Annotated in this window: 18 protein-coding genes; 5 read left to right on the forward strand and 13 right to left on the reverse strand. The window is 63.8% G+C overall.

The window, feature by feature from the left end; genetic code table 11:
* The first annotated feature begins 155 nt into the window (after positions 1-155).
* On the forward strand, positions 156-1085 hold the full coding sequence (locus C404_RS34510; protein WP_031328839.1) for a hypothetical protein: 930 nt from the start codon (positions 156-158) through the stop codon (positions 1083-1085).
* Here the strand turns inward: C404_RS34510 and C404_RS34515 are convergent.
* From C404_RS34515 to C404_RS34535, 5 genes are all read right to left on the reverse strand, one after another.
* On the reverse strand, positions 1082-2536 hold the full coding sequence (locus C404_RS34515; RefSeq protein ID WP_021193278.1) for an efflux transporter outer membrane subunit: 1455 nt from the start codon (positions 2534-2536) through the stop codon (positions 1082-1084). The two genes, C404_RS34510 and C404_RS34515, sit on opposite strands and share 4 nt — an antisense overlap.
* The gene (locus C404_RS34520) at positions 2533-3837 is read right to left on the reverse strand and encodes an efflux RND transporter periplasmic adaptor subunit (RefSeq protein ID WP_021193279.1); all 1305 of its coding nucleotides are present in this window, start codon (positions 3835-3837) and stop codon (positions 2533-2535) included. The genes C404_RS34515 and C404_RS34520 overlap by 4 nt, the downstream gene beginning before the upstream one ends.
* Positions 3830-7036, reverse strand: a complete 3207-nt coding sequence (locus C404_RS34525; protein WP_021193280.1) for an efflux RND transporter permease subunit — start codon at positions 7034-7036, stop codon at positions 3830-3832. The genes C404_RS34520 and C404_RS34525 overlap by 8 nt, the downstream gene beginning before the upstream one ends.
* A gap of 257 nt (positions 7037-7293) precedes the next feature.
* Positions 7294-7587, reverse strand: coding sequence for an addiction module antidote protein (locus tag C404_RS34530; RefSeq protein ID WP_021193281.1), 294 nt, complete (start codon positions 7585-7587; stop codon positions 7294-7296).
* A gap of 1 nt (position 7588) precedes the next feature.
* On the reverse strand, positions 7589-7885 hold the full coding sequence (locus C404_RS34535; protein ID WP_021193282.1) for a type II toxin-antitoxin system RelE/ParE family toxin: 297 nt from the start codon (positions 7883-7885) through the stop codon (positions 7589-7591).
* A 280-nt stretch (positions 7886-8165) separates the two neighbouring features.
* Here C404_RS34535 and C404_RS34540 point away from each other — a divergent pair, with 280 nt between their 5' ends.
* On the forward strand, positions 8166-9404 hold the full coding sequence (locus C404_RS34540; protein WP_021193283.1) for a cystathionine gamma-synthase family protein: 1239 nt from the start codon (positions 8166-8168) through the stop codon (positions 9402-9404).
* On the opposite strand, the gene C404_RS34545 is transcribed toward C404_RS34540, so the two are convergent.
* The 8 genes from C404_RS34545 to C404_RS34580 all read right to left on the reverse strand — a co-directional run bounded on the left by C404_RS34545 (position 9395) and on the right by C404_RS34580 (position 16775).
* Positions 9395-10708, reverse strand: coding sequence for an MFS transporter (locus tag C404_RS34545; protein ID WP_021193284.1), 1314 nt, complete (start codon positions 10706-10708; stop codon positions 9395-9397). The genes C404_RS34540 and C404_RS34545 overlap by 10 nt on opposite strands.
* A 150-nt stretch (positions 10709-10858) precedes the next feature.
* Positions 10859-11209 carry a cytochrome C oxidase subunit IV family protein gene (locus C404_RS34550; RefSeq protein WP_021193285.1) on the reverse strand — a complete coding sequence of 117 codons (351 nt, stop codon included), beginning with the start codon at positions 11207-11209 and terminating at the stop codon, positions 10859-10861.
* 8 nt (positions 11210-11217) lie between these two features.
* Positions 11218-11910, reverse strand: coding sequence for a heme-copper oxidase subunit III family protein (locus C404_RS34555; protein ID WP_021193286.1), 693 nt, complete (start codon positions 11908-11910; stop codon positions 11218-11220).
* Complete coding sequence (locus C404_RS34560; RefSeq protein WP_031328841.1) at positions 11907-12527, reverse strand: cytochrome c oxidase subunit 3; 621 nt, start codon at positions 12525-12527, stop codon at positions 11907-11909. Before C404_RS34560 ends, C404_RS34555 begins: the two co-directional genes overlap by 4 nt.
* Positions 12524-14293 carry a cytochrome c oxidase subunit I gene (ctaD, locus tag C404_RS34565; RefSeq protein WP_021193288.1) on the reverse strand — a complete coding sequence of 590 codons (1770 nt, stop codon included), beginning with the start codon at positions 14291-14293 and terminating at the stop codon, positions 12524-12526. The genes C404_RS34560 and ctaD overlap by 4 nt, the downstream gene beginning before the upstream one ends.
* Before the next feature lie 12 nt (positions 14294-14305).
* A complete protein-coding gene (locus C404_RS34570; RefSeq protein ID WP_021193289.1) occupies positions 14306-15463 on the reverse strand; it encodes a cytochrome c oxidase subunit II in 1158 nt (385 codons plus the stop codon).
* 232 nt (positions 15464-15695) lie between these two features.
* Complete coding sequence (locus tag C404_RS34575; protein ID WP_021193290.1) at positions 15696-16208, reverse strand: hypothetical protein; 513 nt, start codon at positions 16206-16208, stop codon at positions 15696-15698.
* A 99-nt stretch (positions 16209-16307) separates the two neighbouring features.
* Positions 16308-16775, reverse strand: a complete 468-nt coding sequence (locus tag C404_RS34580) for a DUF3293 domain-containing protein (RefSeq protein WP_021193291.1) — start codon at positions 16773-16775, stop codon at positions 16308-16310.
* Between the two features lie 134 nt (positions 16776-16909).
* On the opposite strand from C404_RS34580, the gene C404_RS34585 reads away from it, so the two are divergent.
* The 3 genes from C404_RS34585 to C404_RS34595 all read left to right on the forward strand — a co-directional run bounded on the left by C404_RS34585 (position 16910) and on the right by C404_RS34595 (position 19186).
* Entirely contained in the window at positions 16910-17365 is a 456-nt protein-coding gene (locus C404_RS34585) for a universal stress protein (RefSeq protein WP_021193292.1), read from the forward strand.
* 124 nt (positions 17366-17489) lie between these two features.
* Positions 17490-18188 (forward strand): YceH family protein, encoded by a 699-nt coding sequence (locus C404_RS34590; RefSeq protein WP_021193293.1) that lies wholly within the window; start codon positions 17490-17492, stop codon positions 18186-18188.
* 203 nt (positions 18189-18391) lie between these two features.
* Positions 18392-19186 carry an alpha/beta fold hydrolase gene (locus C404_RS34595; protein WP_021193294.1) on the forward strand — a complete coding sequence of 265 codons (795 nt, stop codon included), beginning with the start codon at positions 18392-18394 and terminating at the stop codon, positions 19184-19186.
* Positions 19187-19206 lie beyond the last annotated feature (20 nt).

Raw genomic sequence — 19206 nt, forward strand, 5'->3', positions numbered from 1 at the left:
GCATTGGGTTTTTGCGAGTGTTAGCAACATTTAAAACATGTCCCCCCGGTTGAGGGGATCGGCCGCCATCGGCCCGATGACACAATCGCCGGAAAACCGGAAACTGCGGCCTTGACGGCACTCGAAACCATTGCAGATCCGGACGGGGGAACTTCATGCAGGGAAGTTGGATTGCAATCTCCGCAGCGCGTGCGCGGGCGCATCGGCTGTATGGCGTACGGGGTTGGTTGGTGACGTTGTTGTGGCTGACCACGTTGCCAGTACTGGCAATGGTGCTCGGGATGATTGCCGCGTTCGTGCTGCATGTGACGGGCGGCGAATGGGTGCATCCGCTGTTCGTGCTGCCGTGGCTGGTGTATCCGGTGGGGCTGGTGGCAGTGGCGTTCTTGCGCGTGCGCTGGTTTCCCGCGCTCTGGTTTGTGTACTGCCTGTTCCAGTTGCCGATGGTGCTCTACGTAGGGCCAATGCTTCAGCAGTGGCTGGCGCAAGCGCCCAGCCACACCATTGAAGCGTTGCCGACGGTGTTGCTGTTTGCATTGCAGGTGCTGGCACCCTTGGTGGCAATGGGGTACATCGTGCGCTCGCGCCGCGTGCGGGTCACCTATCGGCATCAGGTGCGGATTGGCGATCCGGCTGCTGCACCAGCGGTGTTCGATCGGCCTGCTCCAAATGAGACGCCTACCGATGCCACTGACCATGCCCGTGAGCGGGCCGCACTGCGCCGTGTGACGCAGGAGTTGAGTTCTGGCGTGTTGGACACGCAAACGTGGATGCAGGTGATGCGCCATCACGCCGATGCCACCGATAGCCTGCGCACCACCGCCTACGTGCGCGCCCGCATGGCCGAGCTGTGCCCGCCGGCCCATGTGCACCCGCCGCTGCTGCGCACGCTGGCATCCGGCCTGGGCGCATTGTTTGTCAGCCTGACGGCGATGGCGCTTCTGGTGGCGGCGGTGCTTGCACTGGCGTGCCGACTGCCCAGCGGGATGATTGAGCAGCTTGCCATGCCAATGGTGCTGGTGCTGACACTGAGTTGGCTGGTTGGCCTCTTTGCCGGTACGTGTTTCCTGCGCCGCGTGGCTTAACGCTTGGCCGATGGCGGCGTGGTGGGGTGGTTCCAATCCCCACCCACTGCCTTGACGAGGAACACGCTGGTCGTCAGTTGCTGCCCTAGGATCTGCACCGCCGTACGCTGGTTGTTCAGCAGCGACTGCTGCGCGGTGATCACGTCCAGCGACGTCGCCAGCCCGCCTTCATAGCGCACGCTGGCAATGTCGTAGACCTTGCGGGCGCTGGCGACGGCTGCGCGCGCTTGCGTCGCGGCACGGTCGAGCGATTGCAGCCCGGCCAATCCATCTTCCACTTCCTGCAACGCGCCCAGCACCGTCTGCCGATAGTTGGCGATCGAGCCTTGGTACGCGGCATTCGCAAAGTCCACGCGCGCGCTTGTGCGGCCGGCGTCAAACACCGTCTGCGCGATCTGTGTGCCGAACGACCACAGCAGCGTGGGCGCACTGAACAGCAGTGCGAGATCACGGCTTTCCCAGCCGGCGCCACCGCTCAGCATCACGCTGGGGAAGAACGCGGCGCGCGCCACACCCACCTGTGCGTTGGCGGCAGCGGCACCGCGTTCGGCGGCGGCCACGTCGGGGCGGCGTTCAATCACGTCGGACGGCAGCGCCACCGGAATTGTGGGCGGTGTTCCTGCCAGCGGTGTGGGGTCGATGTGGAAAGCGGGAGCGGGCGTGCCGACCAGTGTGGCCAGCGCGTGCTCATACTGCGCACGCTGCTTGGTCAGCAGCTCAGCCTGTGTGGCGGTGCTGTCGACCAGCGCTTGCTGTTGCGCGAGGTCCAGGCCAGAGGCCACGCCGTCCTGATGTCGCGAGGTGACGAAATCGAGCGCCTTGCGCTGCAGGGCCAAGCCCTCCTGCACGACGGCGATTTCGGCATCGGTTTCGCGCAGGTTGTACCAGGTGGTGGCCACTTGCGCGGCCAGCAACAGGCGAAAGTTTTCCAGGTTGGCCGCAGCCTGTTGTTCGCTGGCCTTGGCGTTGCTGACGGTGTTGCGCACGCGGCCGAACAGATCGGCTTCGTAGCTGACGTCAGCACGCAGGACGAAGTCGTCCTGCACCGTCGACATGGTCGGACTGCTGTACGACGCAAGCGGCCGGAACGCGGAAGTGCGGGTGCGTGCGTCGTTGCTGCTGGCAGTGACCGTTGGCAGCAGGCTGGCGCGCGCCACGCGCGTGAGGGCCTGGGCCTGCTCCAGATTGGTCAGTGCCACCTTGAGCGACTGGTTCTCGCGCAGCGCTTGCTCGATCAGCTTGTCGAGCTGCGGATCATTGAAGCGCTGCCACCATGGGCCCTTGGGGGCATCGTCGGCGGGTTGCGCGGCGCGCCAGGGGGCCTCGGTCTGCCAGTGCGCGGGTACGTCCATGGCCGGGCGCTCGTAGGTTGGCGCCAGCGAGCAGCCCGCCAGCAGCGCGGTCAGCGCGGATGCCAATGCGGTCACATGGAACTTGGGCAGCCCGGTCATGATGCGCGCGGCGCGGAAGCCGCAGGCGAGGACGTCGGAGATGCAGCAGGCGCCGGCTTCACGATGGTCACGGCCTCGCCCTGTTCGATGGAATCGGCCGGGTTGAGGATCAGCGCATCCTCCGGTTTCAGGCCGGAGAGGATCTCGACCGTGCGGCCGAAGTCGCGGCCGATGTTGACGGCGCGCAGGTCCACGCGACCGTTCTCTGCCACGGCAATGCGCGGGCCTTCCTTGCGGAACAGCAGCGTGTTGGTCGGCACGATGAACGACTTTGGCGCATCGCCGGTTGCACCTGCCTTGCCGGCGACGGCCACCTGCACATACGCGCCGGGCAGCAGACGGCCATCCTTGTTGGGCAATTGCACCTCGACCTGCATGGTGCGCGTGGCCGTATCAATGGCGCCGGATGCACGGGCGATGGTGCCGTGGAAGGTCTGCCCCGGCATTTCGGCCATCGTGACGGCCACGTCCTGGCCTACCTTCACCTGCTGCGAATACGCCTGCGGAACGTACAGGTAGATGCGCAGCGGGTCGGTCTGCGCCAGCGTGAACAGCTCGCGATTGGCACCCGCATTGCCGGCGTTGACCAGCGTGCCCACATCGACATTGCGCTTGGTGACAACACCTGCAAACGGTGCCACCACACGGCGGAAGCCTTGCAGCTCCTGCAGGCGGCGCACGTTGGCATCGGCGGCGGCCAGGTCGGCGTGCGCCTGGTTGGCAGTGCTGGTGCGCTCATCCAGTTCCTGTTGGGAGACGGCGTCTTTTTGGCGCAGGTTCTGCCAGCGCGTGAGGGACGTTTGTGCGAGTGCCAGACGTGCGGCCGCCTGGCTGCGCGCGGCCTGGGCCTGGTTCAGTTCCTGATCCACTTCCGGCGTGTCGAGCAGGGCCAGCGCTTCGCCCTTGTCGACATGCGCGCCGATGTCCTTGAACCAGCGCAGCACGTAGCCGTTGGTGCGCGCATAGATGGGCGATTCCACAAAGCCCTGCAGCGTGCCGGGCAGCGTCAGGTCACGGCTTGTGTTGGCGGGTTTCGGTGCGGTGGTGTTGACGTAGCGGCTGGTTTGCGCGCTCACCTGCCGCTCCAGCGCGTGGGCGTTGTAGTAGCGGCTGACCAGCGTGCGCGCAGCGCCCAGTGCCAGCAGCACGCCCACAACAATCACGACCCAGCGTGCGCGTCGCATGGCGCGGCCGCGGTCTACGTGCTCGATCGGGTCAACGGTGACGACGTGATGCGACGGGCCGTCCGCCAGATGACCCGAATGCGGCCCCGAATGCGTGCCGGATGATTGTTCAGACATGTCCTTCGCTTCCCCGCAAATCGTGACTACGCCGTGCGGCGCGCCGCTGCAATCTGTTGTGCACGCTGGCAAACACCACCGGAACAAAGAAGAGTGTCGATACGGTCGCAAACAGCAGACCGCCGATCACTGCGCGGCCCAGCGGCGCGTTCTGCTCCGCGCCTTCGCCCAGGCCCAATGCCATTGGCACCATGCCGATCATCATTGCCAACGCCGTCATCAGCACCGGGCGCAGGCGGGTGGCGCCGGCTTCCAACGCAGCCTGCACGGGTGCGATGCCTTCGGCCAAGCGCTCGCGCGCAAACGAGATCAGCAGAATCGAGTTGGCCGTTGCCACCCCCATCGTCATGATCGCACCCGTGAGCGACGGCACCGACAGTGTCGTACCTGTCACGAACAGCATCCACGCAATGCCCGCCAGCGCCGCCGGCAGGGCGGTCACGATGATGAGCGGGTCGATCCACGACTGGAAGTTCACCACGATCAGCAGGTAGACCAGCACGATCGCCATTACCAGGCCGACACCCAAGCCGACGAACGACGATTCCATCGTCCGCACTTGGCCGCGAATGGTCACCTGCGCGCCGCGCGGCAGCTTGGGGCGGATGTCGTCCACGGCTTTCTGGACTTCCTTGGCCACGGCGCCCAGGTCACGGCCCTGCACGGAGGCGTACACGTCCACCACTGGCGTGATGTCGTAGTGCGAAACCACTTGCGGCTGCACCGATGGGCTCACCTGTACGAGGTTGCCCAGCAGTTGCGGGCCACCCGGCTGCGCAGCACCGCCACGCGCACCGGCCACCGGCGTGCGCAGCAACGCGTCGAGGGAATCCACGCGGTATTGCGGGCTCTGCACCGCCACCTGGTAGACCACACCGTTGATCGGGTTCAGCCAGAACGTGGGCGACGTCTGGAAGCTGGAGCTGAGCGACACGAGCAGGTTCTGCGCCACATCGCGTCCTTCCAGGCCAATCTGCTGGATGCGCGTGCGGTCCATGTTGACGGCCAGCGTGGGCTGGTCGAAACGCTGGTGCACGTGCGTATCCACCGCGCCGGGAATCTGCTTGATGCGGTTGGCGAGAATGCCGGCGAGCTGCTGATTGGTCGCAACGTCCGCGCCCGAGAACTGCACGTCAATCGCCGAGGGCAAACCGAAGTTCAGGATCTGGCTGACAATGTCCGCCGGCTGGAAGGCAAACTCCACGCCCGGGAAGCGCTTGGGCAGCTCTTCGCGCAGGCGGCTGATATACACGGCACTGGGCTTGCGCTCGCCTTCGCGCAGGGCGATGAGGATTTCGCCATCCAGCGTGCCGATCGTGCCGGCGTTGCTGTACGACAGGTTGATGCCCGAGTTCGGCACGCCCAGGTTGTCGAGGATGGTGGTCAGCTCGTTCTTGGGAATGATCTCGCGGATGGCTGATTCCACCTCGTCGGCCAGGCGCGCGGTTTCTTCAATGCGCAGGCCGGACGGTGCACGCATGTGCAAGCGGATCTGCCCCGCATCCACATCGGGGAAGAAGTCGCGCCCCAGCACCAGATACAGCGCGCACGACGCCACGCAAAAGCCCAGGAACGACAGCGCGAACGCGCGGCGGCGCTCCAGCAGCCCGCCGAGGATAGCGGCGTAGTTGCCGCGCATGTGCTCGAACTGCGCGTTGAACCCCTTGTAGATGCGACTGAAGGTGCTCGGCTTGGCGTCGGGCTTCTGCGTGTTTTGCGTGTGGCCCGTCATCAGCATCATCACCAGCGTCGGTACCAGCGTGCGCGAGAGCACGTAAGACGCCAGCATCGCGAAGATCACCGCTTCGGCCATCGGCACGAACAGGTAGCGCGCCACGCCGGTGAGGAAGAACATCGGCACAAACACGATACAGATACAGATCGTCGACACGAACGCCGGCACGGCAATCTCGGCCGCGCCGTCCAGGATGGCGGTGATCGGGTCTTTGCCCTCGTGCAGATGACGCTCGATGTTCTCGATGGTGACGGTGGCGTCGTCCACCAGAATCCCCACCGCCAGCGCCAGGCCACCCAGCGTCATCAGGTTGATGGTCTCGCCAATCAGGTGCAGCACGATGATCGATGTCAGGATCGACAAGGGAATCGATATCGCGATGATGACGGTGCTGCGCCAGTTGCCCAGGAACAGCAGGATCATGGCCGCCGTCAGGCACGCGGCGATCAGCGCCTCGCGAATCACGCCCTCAATGGCCGCCTTCACAAACAGCGACTGGTCAAACAGCGGCGTGATCTTGAGGTCTTGCGGCAGGGCCGCCTCCGCCGCAGGCAGCAGCTTGTAGATGTTGTTGACGATATCCAGCGTGGACGCACCGCCGTTCTTGAGAACCGACAGCAGCACGCCGCGCTGGCCGTCCTGGCGCACCACGTTGGTTTGCGGCGAGAAGCCGTCGCGCACGTTGGCCACGTCGCCGAGGTAAAGCGTGGCGCCGTTGCTGGTCTTGACCGGAATGGCATTGAGCGCGGCGATGCTGCCCGGCGTGCCGTTGAGCGTGACGCCGTATTCGGTGGCATCGATCTTCTGCGTGCCGGCCGGCAGGATCAGGTTCTGCGCGCCCACCGCATTGACGATGTCCACCGGCGTCAGACCCTGCGCCAGCAGCTTCTGCGTATCCAGATCCACCGTGATCTGCCGGCTCTTGCCGCCGTACGGAAATGGCACGGCGATGCCCGGCACGGTAATCAGGCGCGGGCGCAGGAAGTTCAGCGCCGTGTCATTGAGTTCCTGCTCAGACAGCGTGTTGGACGACAGCCCCAACTGCAGAATCGGAATGCTGGAAGCCGAGTACTTGATGACCAGCGGCGGCGTGGTACCCGGCGGCAACTGCCGCACCTGCGCCTGCGTGCTCGCCACGATCTGCGCCAGCGCCGTCTGGATGTTGGCGTTGGGCTGGAAGAAGACCTTGATGATGGAGATGCCGCCCAGCGACTGCGACTCGATGTGCTCGATGTCGTTGACGGTGGTGGTGAGGCTGCGCTCCGTGACGGAGACGATGCGATCGGCCATCTCCTTGGCGGGCAGGCCGTTGTAGTTCCAGATGATGCTGGCAACCGGAATATCGATTTCCGGAAAGATGTCCGTTGGCGTACGCATGAGCGTAAACGGCGTTGCCAGCAGGATCAGCAGCGCAAGGACGATGAACGTCAGCGGCCTTCGCAGCGCGAGTTGGACAATCCACATGGAAGCGTTTCAGAACCGCGAAGCGTTGACGGGGGCGGGAGCCACCCGAGCGGGCGGCGACCAGCAATTCTAGCGCCGGGAGTGTTCGATCAGAATGTTTTGATGATCAGACATTATTACAGTGCATAACGGCGGCTGCCGGGGCAACTTGAGAGCGTTGTGTGGTGCGGCTGTTCTGCCTAGGGCTTCCATTTGACCGACCGGTCAATCCCCAATAAGCGGACGCGCGGGTTAGGTCACCTGTCTCTTACCGCTGCTCAGTGGGCAACGTGGACCTTGGTCGTCAATTCAATACCGAGCGCTCGCATGACAGCCAGCAAGGTCTTCAATGTGGGATTGCCCTGCTCACTGAATGAGCGATAGAGCTGTTCGCGGGAAAGACCGGTGTCATTGGCGATCTGTGCCATGCCTTTGGCGCGGGCGACGATTCCCAGCGCATGCGAGATGAAGCCAGCATCGTTGGTTTCGAATGCGCCGGCCATGAACGCAGCGATGGCTTCGTCAGAGGTCAGATCCTCAGCCGGATCATAGGTCGTCAACTTGTCGGTCATGTCATTCGCTCCATTGCGCAGCGAGGCGCTTGGCCGTGTTGATGTCCTTGGCCTGCGTGCTTTTATCACCACCGCAAAGCAGGATAACGATCGTGCTGCCTCGCTGATGGAAATAAATGCGATATCCAGGCCCGTAGTGGATGCGCAGCTCACTAATGCCTTGTCCGACCGGTTCGGCATCGCCAACGTGGCCATAACCCAAACGGGCCAACCGCAAGGCGATGGCAGCGCGAGCGCGCTCGTCCTTGAGCTTTGTGCGCCACTTTCGGAACGTCTCGGTTTGCTTGAGCTCGATCACAGAATTGTGGTTTATAAACTACTGATATGCAAGAGGGGGATGGCGAGCCAGCCTGATGGCTGATCGCGGAACAGACGATGTCGAGACTGCGACGTCAGCAGCCGGCACCACGAAGGCGGGTGCGTAAATGGTAGTGATCGGTTTCTGTCTGTAAATTGCCCGGCGTCTGATTTGCGAAGCCTTGGCGTGATGACCTGCATTACGCGTTGCGACGCCGCAGGCGTAGCAAGATTCGCGCGATAATGATCGACTTTCCCGCCTTTCCCTTGCTGCCCCCGCCATGACCGGACTCACCACCGCCCTCCTGCACGCCGACCGCGAAGCCGGCTCCGAGCACTACGCTGTCCACAAGCCGCTCCATACGTCCACCACCTATGGCTATACGGATACGCGCGAGCTGATCGACGTGTTCCAGGGCAAGCCCGGCTACACCTACGCGCGCCAGGGCAACCCGACCACGGCGGCGCTGGAAGCCAAGATCACCATGATGGAGGGTGGCCTGGCCACCGCGTGCTTCGCCACCGGCATGGCCGGCATCGTGGCGGTGTTCTCGACCCTGCTGCGCGCGGGCGACCACGTGGTCTCCAGCGCCTTCCTGTTCGGCAATACCAACAGCGTGTTCGAGACGCTGCGCCACATGGGTGTGGAGGTGACGTTTGTCGATGCCACCTCGGCACAAGCCGTGGCCGACGCCGTGCAGCCGAACACGCGCCTCGTCTTTGTGGAAACCATCGCCAACCCGCGCACACAGGTGGCCGACCTCAAGGGCATTGGCGACATCTGCAAGGCGCGCGGCCTGCTGTACGTGATCGACAGCACGATGACTTCGCCGTGGCTGTTCCGTGGGCGTGATGCACAGGCCAGCCTCGTGGTGCATTCGCTGTCCAAGTACATCGGCGGGCACGGCAACGCGCTGGGCGGCGCGGTGGTCGACACCGGCCTGTTTGACTGGACGGCGTATCCGAACATCTTCCCGGCCTATCGCAAGGCCAAGCCGGAGATGCAGGGCATCCAGCAGATCCGCAAGAAGGGTCTGCGCGATCAGGGCGCGACGCTCATTGCCGATGCCGCACACCGCATTGCTGTGGGCGCTGAAACCATGGCCCTGCGCGTGGACCGCACCTGCAGCAACGCGCTGGCACTGGCTCGCACGCTGGCCGCGCATCCGAAGGTGGCACGCGTGTACTACCCCGGCCTGCCGGAGCACCCCGAGCATGCCCGCGCCACCGAGCTGTTCCGCCACTACGGCGGCCTGCTGAGCTTCGAGCTGGTGGAAGGCGCCGACTATGTGGAAATGCTTAACCACCTGCGCTTTGCCGTGCGTGCCACCCACCTGGGTGACACGCGCACGCTGGTGATTCCGGTGGCGCCGACCATCTATTGGGAAATGGGCGCCGAGCGCCGTGCGTCGATGGGCATTGCCGATTCGCTGGTGCGTGTGTCGGTCGGCATTGAAGATGAAGCCGACCTGCTGGCCGACTTCACCCAGGCGCTGGACGCCATTGCTGTTCAGGCGTAAGCCGGCTTGTGCCGCAGCACGCGCATCAGCAACGCAGCGGCACACAGGTAGAGGGCCATCACGAATGCAAGCCCGGGCACGGGGGAACCGGTCGTGCCGGTAATCCAGGTCGTGATCGACGGCATGACGGATGGCCCGAGATTCCCCAGGCTGCTGATGAGGGCGATGCCGCCCGCGGCGGTCTTGCGCGGCACGTACTCGCTTACGGCAGCAAAGAAGAGTGGCGTGGTGGACGATTTACCCACCGCGACCACCGCCAGCGCCACGATGGACCACACCAAGTGTCCTTTGGCGAAGATCGTCAGGAACAGGCCGAGCGCAGCCAACACCGCCATGCATGCAAAGTGCCGGCGGCGCTCCTGGTGACGGTCGGAGCTGCGGCCCACCAGCACCATGGTGGCCGCGCCCACCACGGCGGGAATGCCGGCCAGCAATCCGACCACGAACACGTCTGCCACGCCCCAGCTCTTGATGAGCGTCGGTGTCCAGAACACCACCGCATAGCTCGCGCCCAGAAACAGGAAGTACGTGAGCGACAACAGATAGGCCTTCGGATCACGCAGCAGGCTACCCAGCGCACCGTGCCCGGCCCGGGTGGTGTCCTGGCTCAGCAGGCGGCGCAGCGTGTGCTTCTCGCCTTGCGTGAGCCAGGAGGCGTCTTCGGGGCGGTCTTTCAGCGTGAAATAGGCCACGATGCCAAGCAACGGCGCCGGCAGGCCGTGCACCACAAACAGCCACTGCCAGCCGTGCAGTTCGAGTACGCCATCCATGAACTTCATGAGCCAGCCTGAAGCCGGCCCGGCGATGATGCCGGCAATCGGCAGGGCGACCATGAAGGTTGAGATGGCCTTGGCGCGCCGGCTGCTGGGGTACCAGTAGGTCAGGTACAGGATGACGCCCGGAAAGAACCCTGCTTCGAATGCGCCCAACGCAAAGCGCAGCGCGTAGAACTGCATGGGCGTCTGCACGAAGATCATGGCGGCCGCGCACAGGCCCCAGCACACCATGATGCGCAGCAACGTCTTGCGCGCGCCGATCCGCTCCAGGATCAAGTTGCTCGGCACTTCAAACAGGAAGTAGCCGACAAAGAAAATGCCCGCACCTGCCGCGTACACCGCATCGCTGAACGGCAGCGAATGCTTCATCTGCAACTGCGCAAAGCCGATGTTGATCCGGTCCAGGTAGGCAATGACGTAGCACGTGATGAGCAATGGCAACAGGTGCCAGTTCACCTTGGTAAAGAGGGCGTCGTCATTGGGTTGCGCAAGGGGGCGCAAGTCGGCTGGCGCCAACGTTTTTTCCATGCATGTCTCCGTTGTTGTACGCGCGCCATGTTTGGCATGCGTGCCGAGGCCCATGGCTTTGTGGCGCCTCGATCAAAGGATGGTGCTTGGAATGTCGTCCGGTTGTGCGGCGCTCAACCAATCCTTACGTTGTTGTTGCGCTTGGGCAGGTCAGTGGAAGAAGAGGGCGCGCATGCCAAAGGTGTGGTGTGCCTCTGCGGCCATCAGCACCATCAACACGAGCAGGGCCAGGGGCGGCATCAGGATGGCGTACACCAGTGCCAGCCGCTCCCACACCATGTGCATGAACACCGATACGATCAGGCCCGCCTTGGCAATCATCAGCACGATGATCAGCGTCCAGCGCGTGAGCCCTTCCACGCGAAAGTAGTCCACCAGGTACGACAGGGTGCTCAGCACAAACAGCAGCCCCCAGATTTTCAAGTAGATGCCGATGGGGTGCTGCTGGCCATGTGCAGCGGCGGAAGCCTCATGACCGTGAGCGGCGTCGGTGTGGTCCATGGTCTGCCTCACCACAAGTAGAACAGCGCAAAGATGAATACCCAGACGAGATCGACGAAGTGCCAGTACAGGCCGGCGATCTCAACAATCTGGAAGTTGCCTTGCTCAGCAAAGCCCGGCTGCAGGATCTTGCGCGCGATCAGCAGCAGGTAGATCACGCCGCAGGTCACGTGAAAGCCGTGGAACCCGGTAATCATGAAGAAGCACGCGCCAAACTGCGCTGCGCCCAGTGGGTTGCCCCACGGGCGGATGCCTTCGTGCACGATCAGCTTGGTCCATTCGAACGCCTGCATCGAGACAAAGGTTGCGCCCAGCAAGGCTGTGGCCAGCATCAACAACGCTGCCCGCTTGGCGTCGCGCCGGTAGCCGAAGTTGACGGCCATCGCCATCGTGCCGCTGCTGCTGATGAGTACGAACGTCATGATGGCAATGAGGAGCAACGGCACCTCGACGCCACCCACCGACAGCCCGAACACCTTGGATGGATCGGGCCACGGCACGGTGGTCGACATGCGCACCGTCATATAGCCGATCAGGAAGCTGCTGAAGACGAATGTGTCCGACAGCAGGAAGATCCACATCATGGCCTTGCCCCACGGCACCTTGAAGGTTTCGCGGTCGCCTGACCAGTCGGTGACGATGCCGGGCCAGCCTTCAGGTAAGGCCTTGGCGGAATCGGTCGGGAGCGTGGGGGTGCTCATGGTGTGGCTCCAGTCAGCGGCCCGCAGATGGCGGTGACGAATGCTGGGGTGATCCACCACATCGCCGCCAGCAGCACGAGCCACACGGCCAGCAGGAAATGCCAGTACGTTGTGCAGAGAGCGACGGCGCGCTGGGTGCGATCCATGTTGCCGCGCAGGCGTGCAATCGTCACAACCAGGACGACAAGCCCGCCAATGACGTGCGCCGCATGCAGACCGGTGAAGACATACAGGAAACTGTTGGAAGGGTTGGCCGCCACACCTTGGCCGCTGGCAGATAGCTGTTGCCAAGCGTTCCATTGGCCGAGAACGAACAACGCCGCGAGTGCGCCGCCCGCCAGCAGCCAGACCGTGCGGCGCGATGCTGCGCGCCGTGCAAGCTCCATCGCCGCACTCGCCAGCGCAAGCGCACCGGTGTTCCACCACAGCAGCACGGGGTGCGGTACGGGCATCCAGTCCGCCTCACGCATGCGCATTGCATAGGCGAGGATCAGCAGCGAGAACAAGGCCGTCACGACGCCCATGAAGACGCGCAACCCCGTTTTTTCCACATCCTGGCCAGCGCTTGGTAGAACGGGCGATGCATCTGGAACGAAGCGGCGGGGCAGGGTCGTCATGCGCGCACCCCACCAGCGTGGAGGATGTCGGCTTCCGTCTCGGGTGCACCGGTGGGCGGCTCGTTCTGCGGCACGAAGTCTTCTGCGCGATTGGGCGGGCTGTATTCATATGCCCAGCGATAGACCACCGGCAGCGTCGGCCCCCAGTTGCCGTGCACGGGGGGTGTCTGCGGGGTCTGCCATTCGAGCGTGGTGGCGCGCCACGGGTTGCCACCGGCCTGCTTGCCGCGCACCAGGCTCCACGCCAGATTGATCAGGAACAGCAACTGCGCGGCACCGACGATGAACGCAATGATGCTGATGAACGTATTCAGCGTCTGCGCCGATGGCGGAATGAAGCTGTAGCCCTCATAGGCGTAATACCGGCGCGGCATGCCCAGCACACCGAGGTAGTGCATCGGAAAGTAGATCAGGTACGTGCCGATGAAAGTGATCCAGAAATGCGCGCGGCCCAGCGTGTCATTCAGCATGCGGCCCGTCACCTTTGGATACCAGTGGTAGAGCCCGCCAAACACCACCAGGATCGGCGATACGCCCATCACCATGTGGAAGTGCGCGACCACGAAGTACGTGTTGGACAGCGGAATATCCACGCTCACGTTGCCGAGGAAGAGGCCGGTGAGCCCGCCGATCACGAACGTGCTGATGAAGCCGATGGCAAACAGCATGGGCACGGTCAGGTGGATGTCGCCGCGCCACAGCGTGAGCACCCAGTTGTAGACCTTGAGCGCGGTCGGGATGGCGATGATGAGCGTGGTGGTGGCGAAGAAGAAACCGAAGTACGGGTTCATGCCCGCCACGAACATGTGATGCGCCCACACGACGAACGACAACGCACCGATGATCACAATGGCCCACACCATCATCCGGTAGCCGAAGATGTTCTTGCGCGCGTGCGTGCTGATGAGGTCCGACACGATGCCGAACGCCGGCAGCGCAACGATGTACACCTCTGGATGCCCGAAGAACCAGAACAGGTGCTGGAACAGCAGCGGGCTGCCGCCGGCATGCTGGAGTGTTTGCCCCATCGACACGACCGCCGGGATGAAGAAGCTCGTGCCCAGTGTCTTGTCGAGCAGCATCATGATGGCCGACACGAACAGCGCCGGAAACGCCAGCAATGCCAGCACCGTCGCCGTAAAGATGCCCCACACCGTGAGCGGCATGCGCATCAGCGTCATGCCGCGTGTGCGCGCCTGCAGCGTGGTCGTCACGTAGTTGAGCCCGCCCATCGTGGCTGCGACGATGAAGATCGCCAGCGACACCAGCATCAGCACGATGCCCCACTCGGTGCCCGGTGTGCCCGGCAAGATGGCCTGCGGGGGATACAGCGTCCAGCCCGCGCCCGTCGGCCCGCCGGGAACAAAGAAGCTTGCCACCAGCACCAGCACGGCCAGCAGGTATACCCAGTAGCTGAGCATGTTCAGGAACGGGAACACCATGTCGCGCGCGCCCAGCATCAGCGGGATCAGGTAATTGCCGAAGCCACCCAGGAACAGCGCCGTGAGCAGGTAGATCACCATGATCATCCCGTGCATGGTGACGAACTGGTAGTAGTGGTTGGCGTCGATGAAGGCGAACTTGCCCGGAAAGCCCAACTGCACGCGCATCAGGTTCGACAGCACGAGCCCCACCAGCCCGATGGCGATGGCCGTGAGCGAGTACTGCACCGCGATGACCTTGTGGTCCTGGCTCCAGACGTAGCGTGTCCAGAAACTCGAGGGTTCGTGACCCTGGCCGTCGCGGTCGGTGTGGGCGTAGGACATGGAGTCTCCTCGCTACGGTTTGGCAGCCGCGGCTGCAGCGTCGCCACCTTGCGCCTTGATGTACGCCACCAGCGCCGACAGTTCCTGCTCGCTCAGATCGAAGTTCGGCATGATCGGCGCGAAGCCCTTCACCACACGCGCTTTCGGGTCTCGAATGAAGGCGCGCAGGTAGGCATCATCGGCGGTTGCGGTTGAGCCGTCGGCCATGGTCTGCGTGGAGCCGTACAGGCCCTTCCACGTGGGGCCGACGCCAGGGCTGCCGTTGACCGTGTGACAGGCGATGCAGCCCTTGGCCTGCGCGAGCGTCTTGCCCTGGTCGGCCAGTGCCTGCGCGCTGCCACCTGCAGTTGTTTGCCCGGCCGATGCGGCTTGCATCTTGGCTTGCTGCCGCTGCTCAAGCGTCGGCTGCTGCGCCAGCCAGCGTGCGAACGACGCTTCGTCTTCCACCACCACCACGCCGCGCATGTTGGAGTGGCCGATGCCGCAAAGCTGCGCACACAGGATGTCGTACCGGCCCGCCTTGGTGGGCGTGAACCAGAACGTGGTGATCATGCCCGGCACCATGTTCATGCGCGCCCGGAACGGCGGCACATAGAAGTCGTGCAGCACGTCGCGCGAGCGTGTCAGCACCTGCACGGGGCGGTTCAGCGGCAGGTGTACTTCGGGCGCGTCGATCAGGTGGTTGTCGCGCCCGTTCGGGTCCGCCGGGTTCAGGCCAAACGGGTTGTCGTCGCTGATGTACTTCACGTCGGTCGTGCCGAGCTTGCCGCCTGCGCCGGCAAAGCGGAAACGCCATTGCCATTGCTGGCCGAGCACCTCCATCTGCAGCGCGTTGGCAGGGGGGCGCACGTAGTCGGCGTAGACAAACAGGCCCGGCGCCAGCAGCGCCGCCACGCCCACGGAGGTGATGCCGATCAGCCACCATTCCAGGCGGCGGTTGTGCGGTTCGTACGTGGCGCGATGGCCGTCACGATGACGGTAGCGCACGAGTGCCGCAACGATGAAGAGATTGATGGCGATGAACAGCGCGCCGGTGATGATGATGGTGATCGTGAGCGTGTCGTCCATGCGCACCCAGTTGGATGCGATTGGCGTGATCCACCACGGGCTGACAAAGTGAAACCCCACCGCCAGCACGACGATCAGCACAAGCGCAATCGCAAGGGCCATGGGCACCTCCTGCCGAGGGTGATCCTCAACACGCTACAGACAGGCTAGGTCGCGTGATTGGATCGTGCAAGGCAACGAAAGGAGGACGCGCGCCCGGCATGCGGATTGCGCCAACACACGTTTTGCGTGCTGCGATGCAATGCAAAACGGCCACCTCCGGCATGTCGTGCCGCAGGCGGCCGTCTCCTGATGGCGCCGGGTGTCTTGCGGCGCCGCAGGAAAAAACGGCGCGTCAGTGCATCGTTTCCTGGGCGCGCCGCTCCAGCATGCCGTACGTGACGGCGGTCACCGCGCCAAACAGCAGGTTCGCCAGCAATGGCCCCGAGCCGCGTTCCGATGCAAACCACGGAAACACTGCCGTCATGCCGTAGAAGTTGACGACGTACGCGACGATCCCAAAGGCCAGCCCGATGGCGGCGAGCATGCCCATGCTCGAATCGAAGTGGAACGGCGCGATGATGGCCCCGAGAATCATCCCCATGATGGCGCCCAGCACGAAGTGCAGTACCAACGCTGTCGCCACGATGCCGAAGCTGAACAGCGACATCTGCTCAAGCGCCCCCTGGCCCATGATCATGGCCGCGATCTTGTGCGTCGGGCGCCAAGGGCTTTCATTGAGCACCATGGTCGACCAGAAGAACTCCAGCACGATGACCAGTGCGCCACCTACAATGCCTGCCACGCCCGCAGCCAGCCAGTCCGGCATGCGGCGCTCCCAATGATGCGATTGCATATGCAGTTCCATACGAACCTCCTGCTGATGTATCCGCGTCAGCACTTATGGATCGGAAGCGCCACTCGCAATGCTTCAGAGCGCCACTCGCTAAGTGCCCTTTTGCGTAACTCAGTCTGGCAGATACGGGTGCCAACGCAAGGTACAAAAACCCTGCGCATCACACAGCACCACGGCGTTCTGCTCGAAGGTCAGCATCAGGGTGTCGGCGATCGTCGGATCATCGATGAACAGCAGCAGGCTGGGCTCCGGTGCCCACGCATTGGATGTGCCCGCAGGCGTGTTTTCAGGTGGGCCGCCCTCGCCGGTGAGCCACGACATGCCGCGCGCGATGGCCCAGGCAAGCAGCTCGGCCTGGCGGGCGGCGTTCTCTTCTGCAGAGACCGGGTGGGAGAACGGTTGATACGCCGTCACGAAGGCAGCCCATGGTGCTTCAGCCTGCGCGAGGAGCGCGGCCACACGCGGGCTGGCGGCGTCGATGGGCAGCAGCACATCGCCTTGCGGCGACACGACGCGATACCGCGCGTTGCGGTATGCGGCGATCAGATCAGGTGTGAGGGCGGGTGGATGACGGTGCATTGTTGTGTCACTTCGTCACGGCCATCTGATTTGGCGCAACGCAAAAGGGCCGTGGATGTCACAGAATACGCATGTGCCGGCAAAGCCGTGCCATTGCAACACGCAAACAACCACTCTCCTGCGAGGCTTCAACCATGTACAAGAAAATCCTGGTCGCCGTGGACGGCAGCGAAACCAGCAAACTGGCCCTGACCGAAGCTGTGCGCCTGGCCAAGGCGTTTCAGAGCACCGTGCGCGCCGTGTATATCGTCGACAGCCCGGCCATGCTGTTCGACGTCGGCTACTACGACCCGACCGAGCTGCGCAAATCGTTCGTCCAGGCTGGCACGGCGCTGCTGGCGGATGTCGGCTCTGCACTCACCAAGGAAGGCCTGACGTACGAGACCACGCTGGTGGAAACCGAAAGCGTGGGCGAAGACGTGGCCGGTGCCCTGCAGCGCGAAGCCGCACAGAGCGGCGCTGATGTGGTCGTGATCGGCACGCACGGCCGCCGTGGTCTGGCGCACGCCATGCTGGGCAGCGTGGCCGAGAAGTTCATCCGCCAGGCCACCACGCCGGTCCTGCTGGTGCGCGGGCCTGCCAAGGGCTGACGCAACGCCGGCCCGATGGCGACGGGTGCCTCCGCCTGTGCCGGATATCATGTTGGGATCACGGGCCGCCGCCTAACAGGCGCACGACCGGCCTCGCTCCCAACACATCCGTCGCCATCCCATCATGAACGTCAATCCCGACGCGCCTGCGCGCCGCACCATCCGCACTCTCACCGCACTTGAAGGACGCGTGCTTGGCGTCCTGGTCGAGAAGCAGAAGACGGTGCCTGACACCTACCCACTGACGCTCAACACGCTGGCTTCGGGCTGCAATCAGAAGACCGCACGCGCCCCGGTAATGTCCGTTACCGAAGCCGAGATCCTCACAGCCATTGACGGCCTGAAATCGCTGAGCCTGGTCATGGAGGGCAGCAGCAGCCGCGTGCCGCGCTTCGAGCACAACATGAATCGCGTGCTCGGTGTGCCCAGCCAAGCCATTGCGTTGCTGACCGTGCTGCTGCTGCGCGGCCCACAGACCGCCGCCGAGCTGCGGCTGAACGCCGCAAGGCTCCACGCCTTTGCCGACATTTCGTCCGTCGAAGCGTTTCTGGAAGAGATGGCCGAAAGCGATCCGCCGACCGCCGTAAAGTTGGCGCGCACGCCGGGCGAGCGTGAAAGCCGTTGGATGCATCTGCTATGCGGTGAAGTCACGCAGACCGACATGCCGCAGAGCAGCGCTGCCGACGAGGCCATCGCGCCTTCCGAGTTCGAAGCGCTCAAAGCGGAGCAGAAGCGCTTGGCTGACCAAGTGGCCCGGCTTCAAGCGCTCGTCGAACAGATGGCCGGAGAGTTGGGCATCTCGATTGACACGTCGACGCTGTAATCACCGCCGGTCAAGCTCGGCAAATGTGATCCTTGGTCGACATTATTTGTCATTCTCAGATAGTATTGGCCCGCCCTCACGCAATGCGGTTCCGCGCTGAGGCATGGACTCAATCGATCCTGTCCAGAAGCGGCTGAGTGATGGGTCCCGAATGCGGATCGCATCAGGCTGTGACGACCGCAGGTCAATACCGGCAATAGAGGATGCACGAGATGACGACGATTAACGTCGCAGGTACGAGCGTGAACTATTCGGCAACGGGTGCGGGCCCGGGCCTGGTGTTCGTGCACGGAACAAGCGTTGATGCGCAGGGCAATTTCGGCCACGTGGTCGACCGCTTTGCCGACCAACGGCGGGTGATCTGCCCCAACTACGGCGGGGCCGGTCATTCGACGATCCCCGATGGGAGTCTGGCGCTGGACACCCTGGTGGAACAGATTGCCGGAACGATTCGCCATGCGGCGACAGCCCCGGTCGATCTGGTGGGCGACTCGCTTGGCGCTGTGGTTGCGGCCGCGACGGCAGCGCGCTATCCGGCGTTGGTGCGCAAGCTGGTGCTGGTGGCAGGGTGGGCCGACAGCGGCGATGCGCGGCACAAGATGGTGTTCGATACCTGGGCGCGCCTGGCGGCGAGCGATGCCGAACTCGCGAGCCGCTATGGCATGGCACTGGCTGTGAAGCCCGCGTTCCTCACCGCGCTCGGCGAGGCCACGATTGCAGCGTTGAGCCGCCAACCCGCTCCGTCGGAGACAGGACGGCGCATTGACCTGGGTTCGCGGATCGACATACGGGACGCAGCGCGTACGATCACGGCGCCGACGCTGATCATTCGCGGGTCACACGACTATTTGATCCCGCCCTATCAAACTGCGCTGCTACGCACGCTGATCAACAACAGTCAGGACGTGGAAGTCGACAGCGGCCATGCGGTCTTTCTCGAAAAGGGCGATGAGGTCGTGGCAATCATCCGGGAATTTCTGTTCGCCCACGCGATGTAGCTAGCTGTGTGCAGGCCCGG

Source organism: Ralstonia sp. AU12-08, from assembly GCF_000442475.1.
GTDB classification, from domain to species: Bacteria; Pseudomonadota; Gammaproteobacteria; order Burkholderiales; family Burkholderiaceae; genus Ralstonia; species Ralstonia insidiosa.

Bases quoted from the DNA above. Each gene is read 5' to 3' on its own strand.
- C404_RS34510 (WP_031328839.1), top strand. From the start codon at position 156: ATGCAGGGAAGTTGGATTGCAATCTCCGCAGCGCGTGCGCGGGCGCAT.
- C404_RS34515 (WP_021193278.1), bottom strand. From the start codon at position 2,536: ATGACCGGGCTGCCCAAGTTCCATGTGACCGCATTGGCATCCGCGCTG.
- C404_RS34520 (WP_021193279.1), bottom strand. From the start codon at position 3,837: ATGTCTGAACAATCATCCGGCACGCATTCGGGGCCGCATTCGGGTCAT.
- C404_RS34525 (WP_021193280.1), bottom strand. From the start codon at position 7,036: ATGTGGATTGTCCAACTCGCGCTGCGAAGGCCGCTGACGTTCATCGTC.
- C404_RS34530 (WP_021193281.1), bottom strand. From the start codon at position 7,587: ATGACCGACAAGTTGACGACCTATGATCCGGCTGAGGATCTGACCTCT.
- C404_RS34540 (WP_021193283.1), top strand. From the start codon at position 8,166: ATGACCGGACTCACCACCGCCCTCCTGCACGCCGACCGCGAAGCCGGC.
- C404_RS34545 (WP_021193284.1), bottom strand. From the start codon at position 10,708: ATGGAAAAAACGTTGGCGCCAGCCGACTTGCGCCCCCTTGCGCAACCC.
- C404_RS34550 (WP_021193285.1), bottom strand. From the start codon at position 11,209: ATGGACCACACCGACGCCGCTCACGGTCATGAGGCTTCCGCCGCTGCA.
- C404_RS34555 (WP_021193286.1), bottom strand. From the start codon at position 11,910: ATGAGCACCCCCACGCTCCCGACCGATTCCGCCAAGGCCTTACCTGAA.
- C404_RS34560 (WP_031328841.1), bottom strand. From the start codon at position 12,527: ATGACGACCCTGCCCCGCCGCTTCGTTCCAGATGCATCGCCCGTTCTA.
- ctaD (WP_021193288.1), bottom strand. From the start codon at position 14,293: ATGTCCTACGCCCACACCGACCGCGACGGCCAGGGTCACGAACCCTCG.
- C404_RS34570 (WP_021193289.1), bottom strand. From the start codon at position 15,463: ATGGCCCTTGCGATTGCGCTTGTGCTGATCGTCGTGCTGGCGGTGGGG.
- C404_RS34575 (WP_021193290.1), bottom strand. From the start codon at position 16,208: ATGGAACTGCATATGCAATCGCATCATTGGGAGCGCCGCATGCCGGAC.
- C404_RS34580 (WP_021193291.1), bottom strand. From the start codon at position 16,775: ATGCACCGTCATCCACCCGCCCTCACACCTGATCTGATCGCCGCATAC.
- C404_RS34585 (WP_021193292.1), top strand. From the start codon at position 16,910: ATGTACAAGAAAATCCTGGTCGCCGTGGACGGCAGCGAAACCAGCAAA.
- C404_RS34590 (WP_021193293.1), top strand. From the start codon at position 17,490: ATGAACGTCAATCCCGACGCGCCTGCGCGCCGCACCATCCGCACTCTC.
- C404_RS34595 (WP_021193294.1), top strand. From the start codon at position 18,392: ATGCACGAGATGACGACGATTAACGTCGCAGGTACGAGCGTGAACTAT.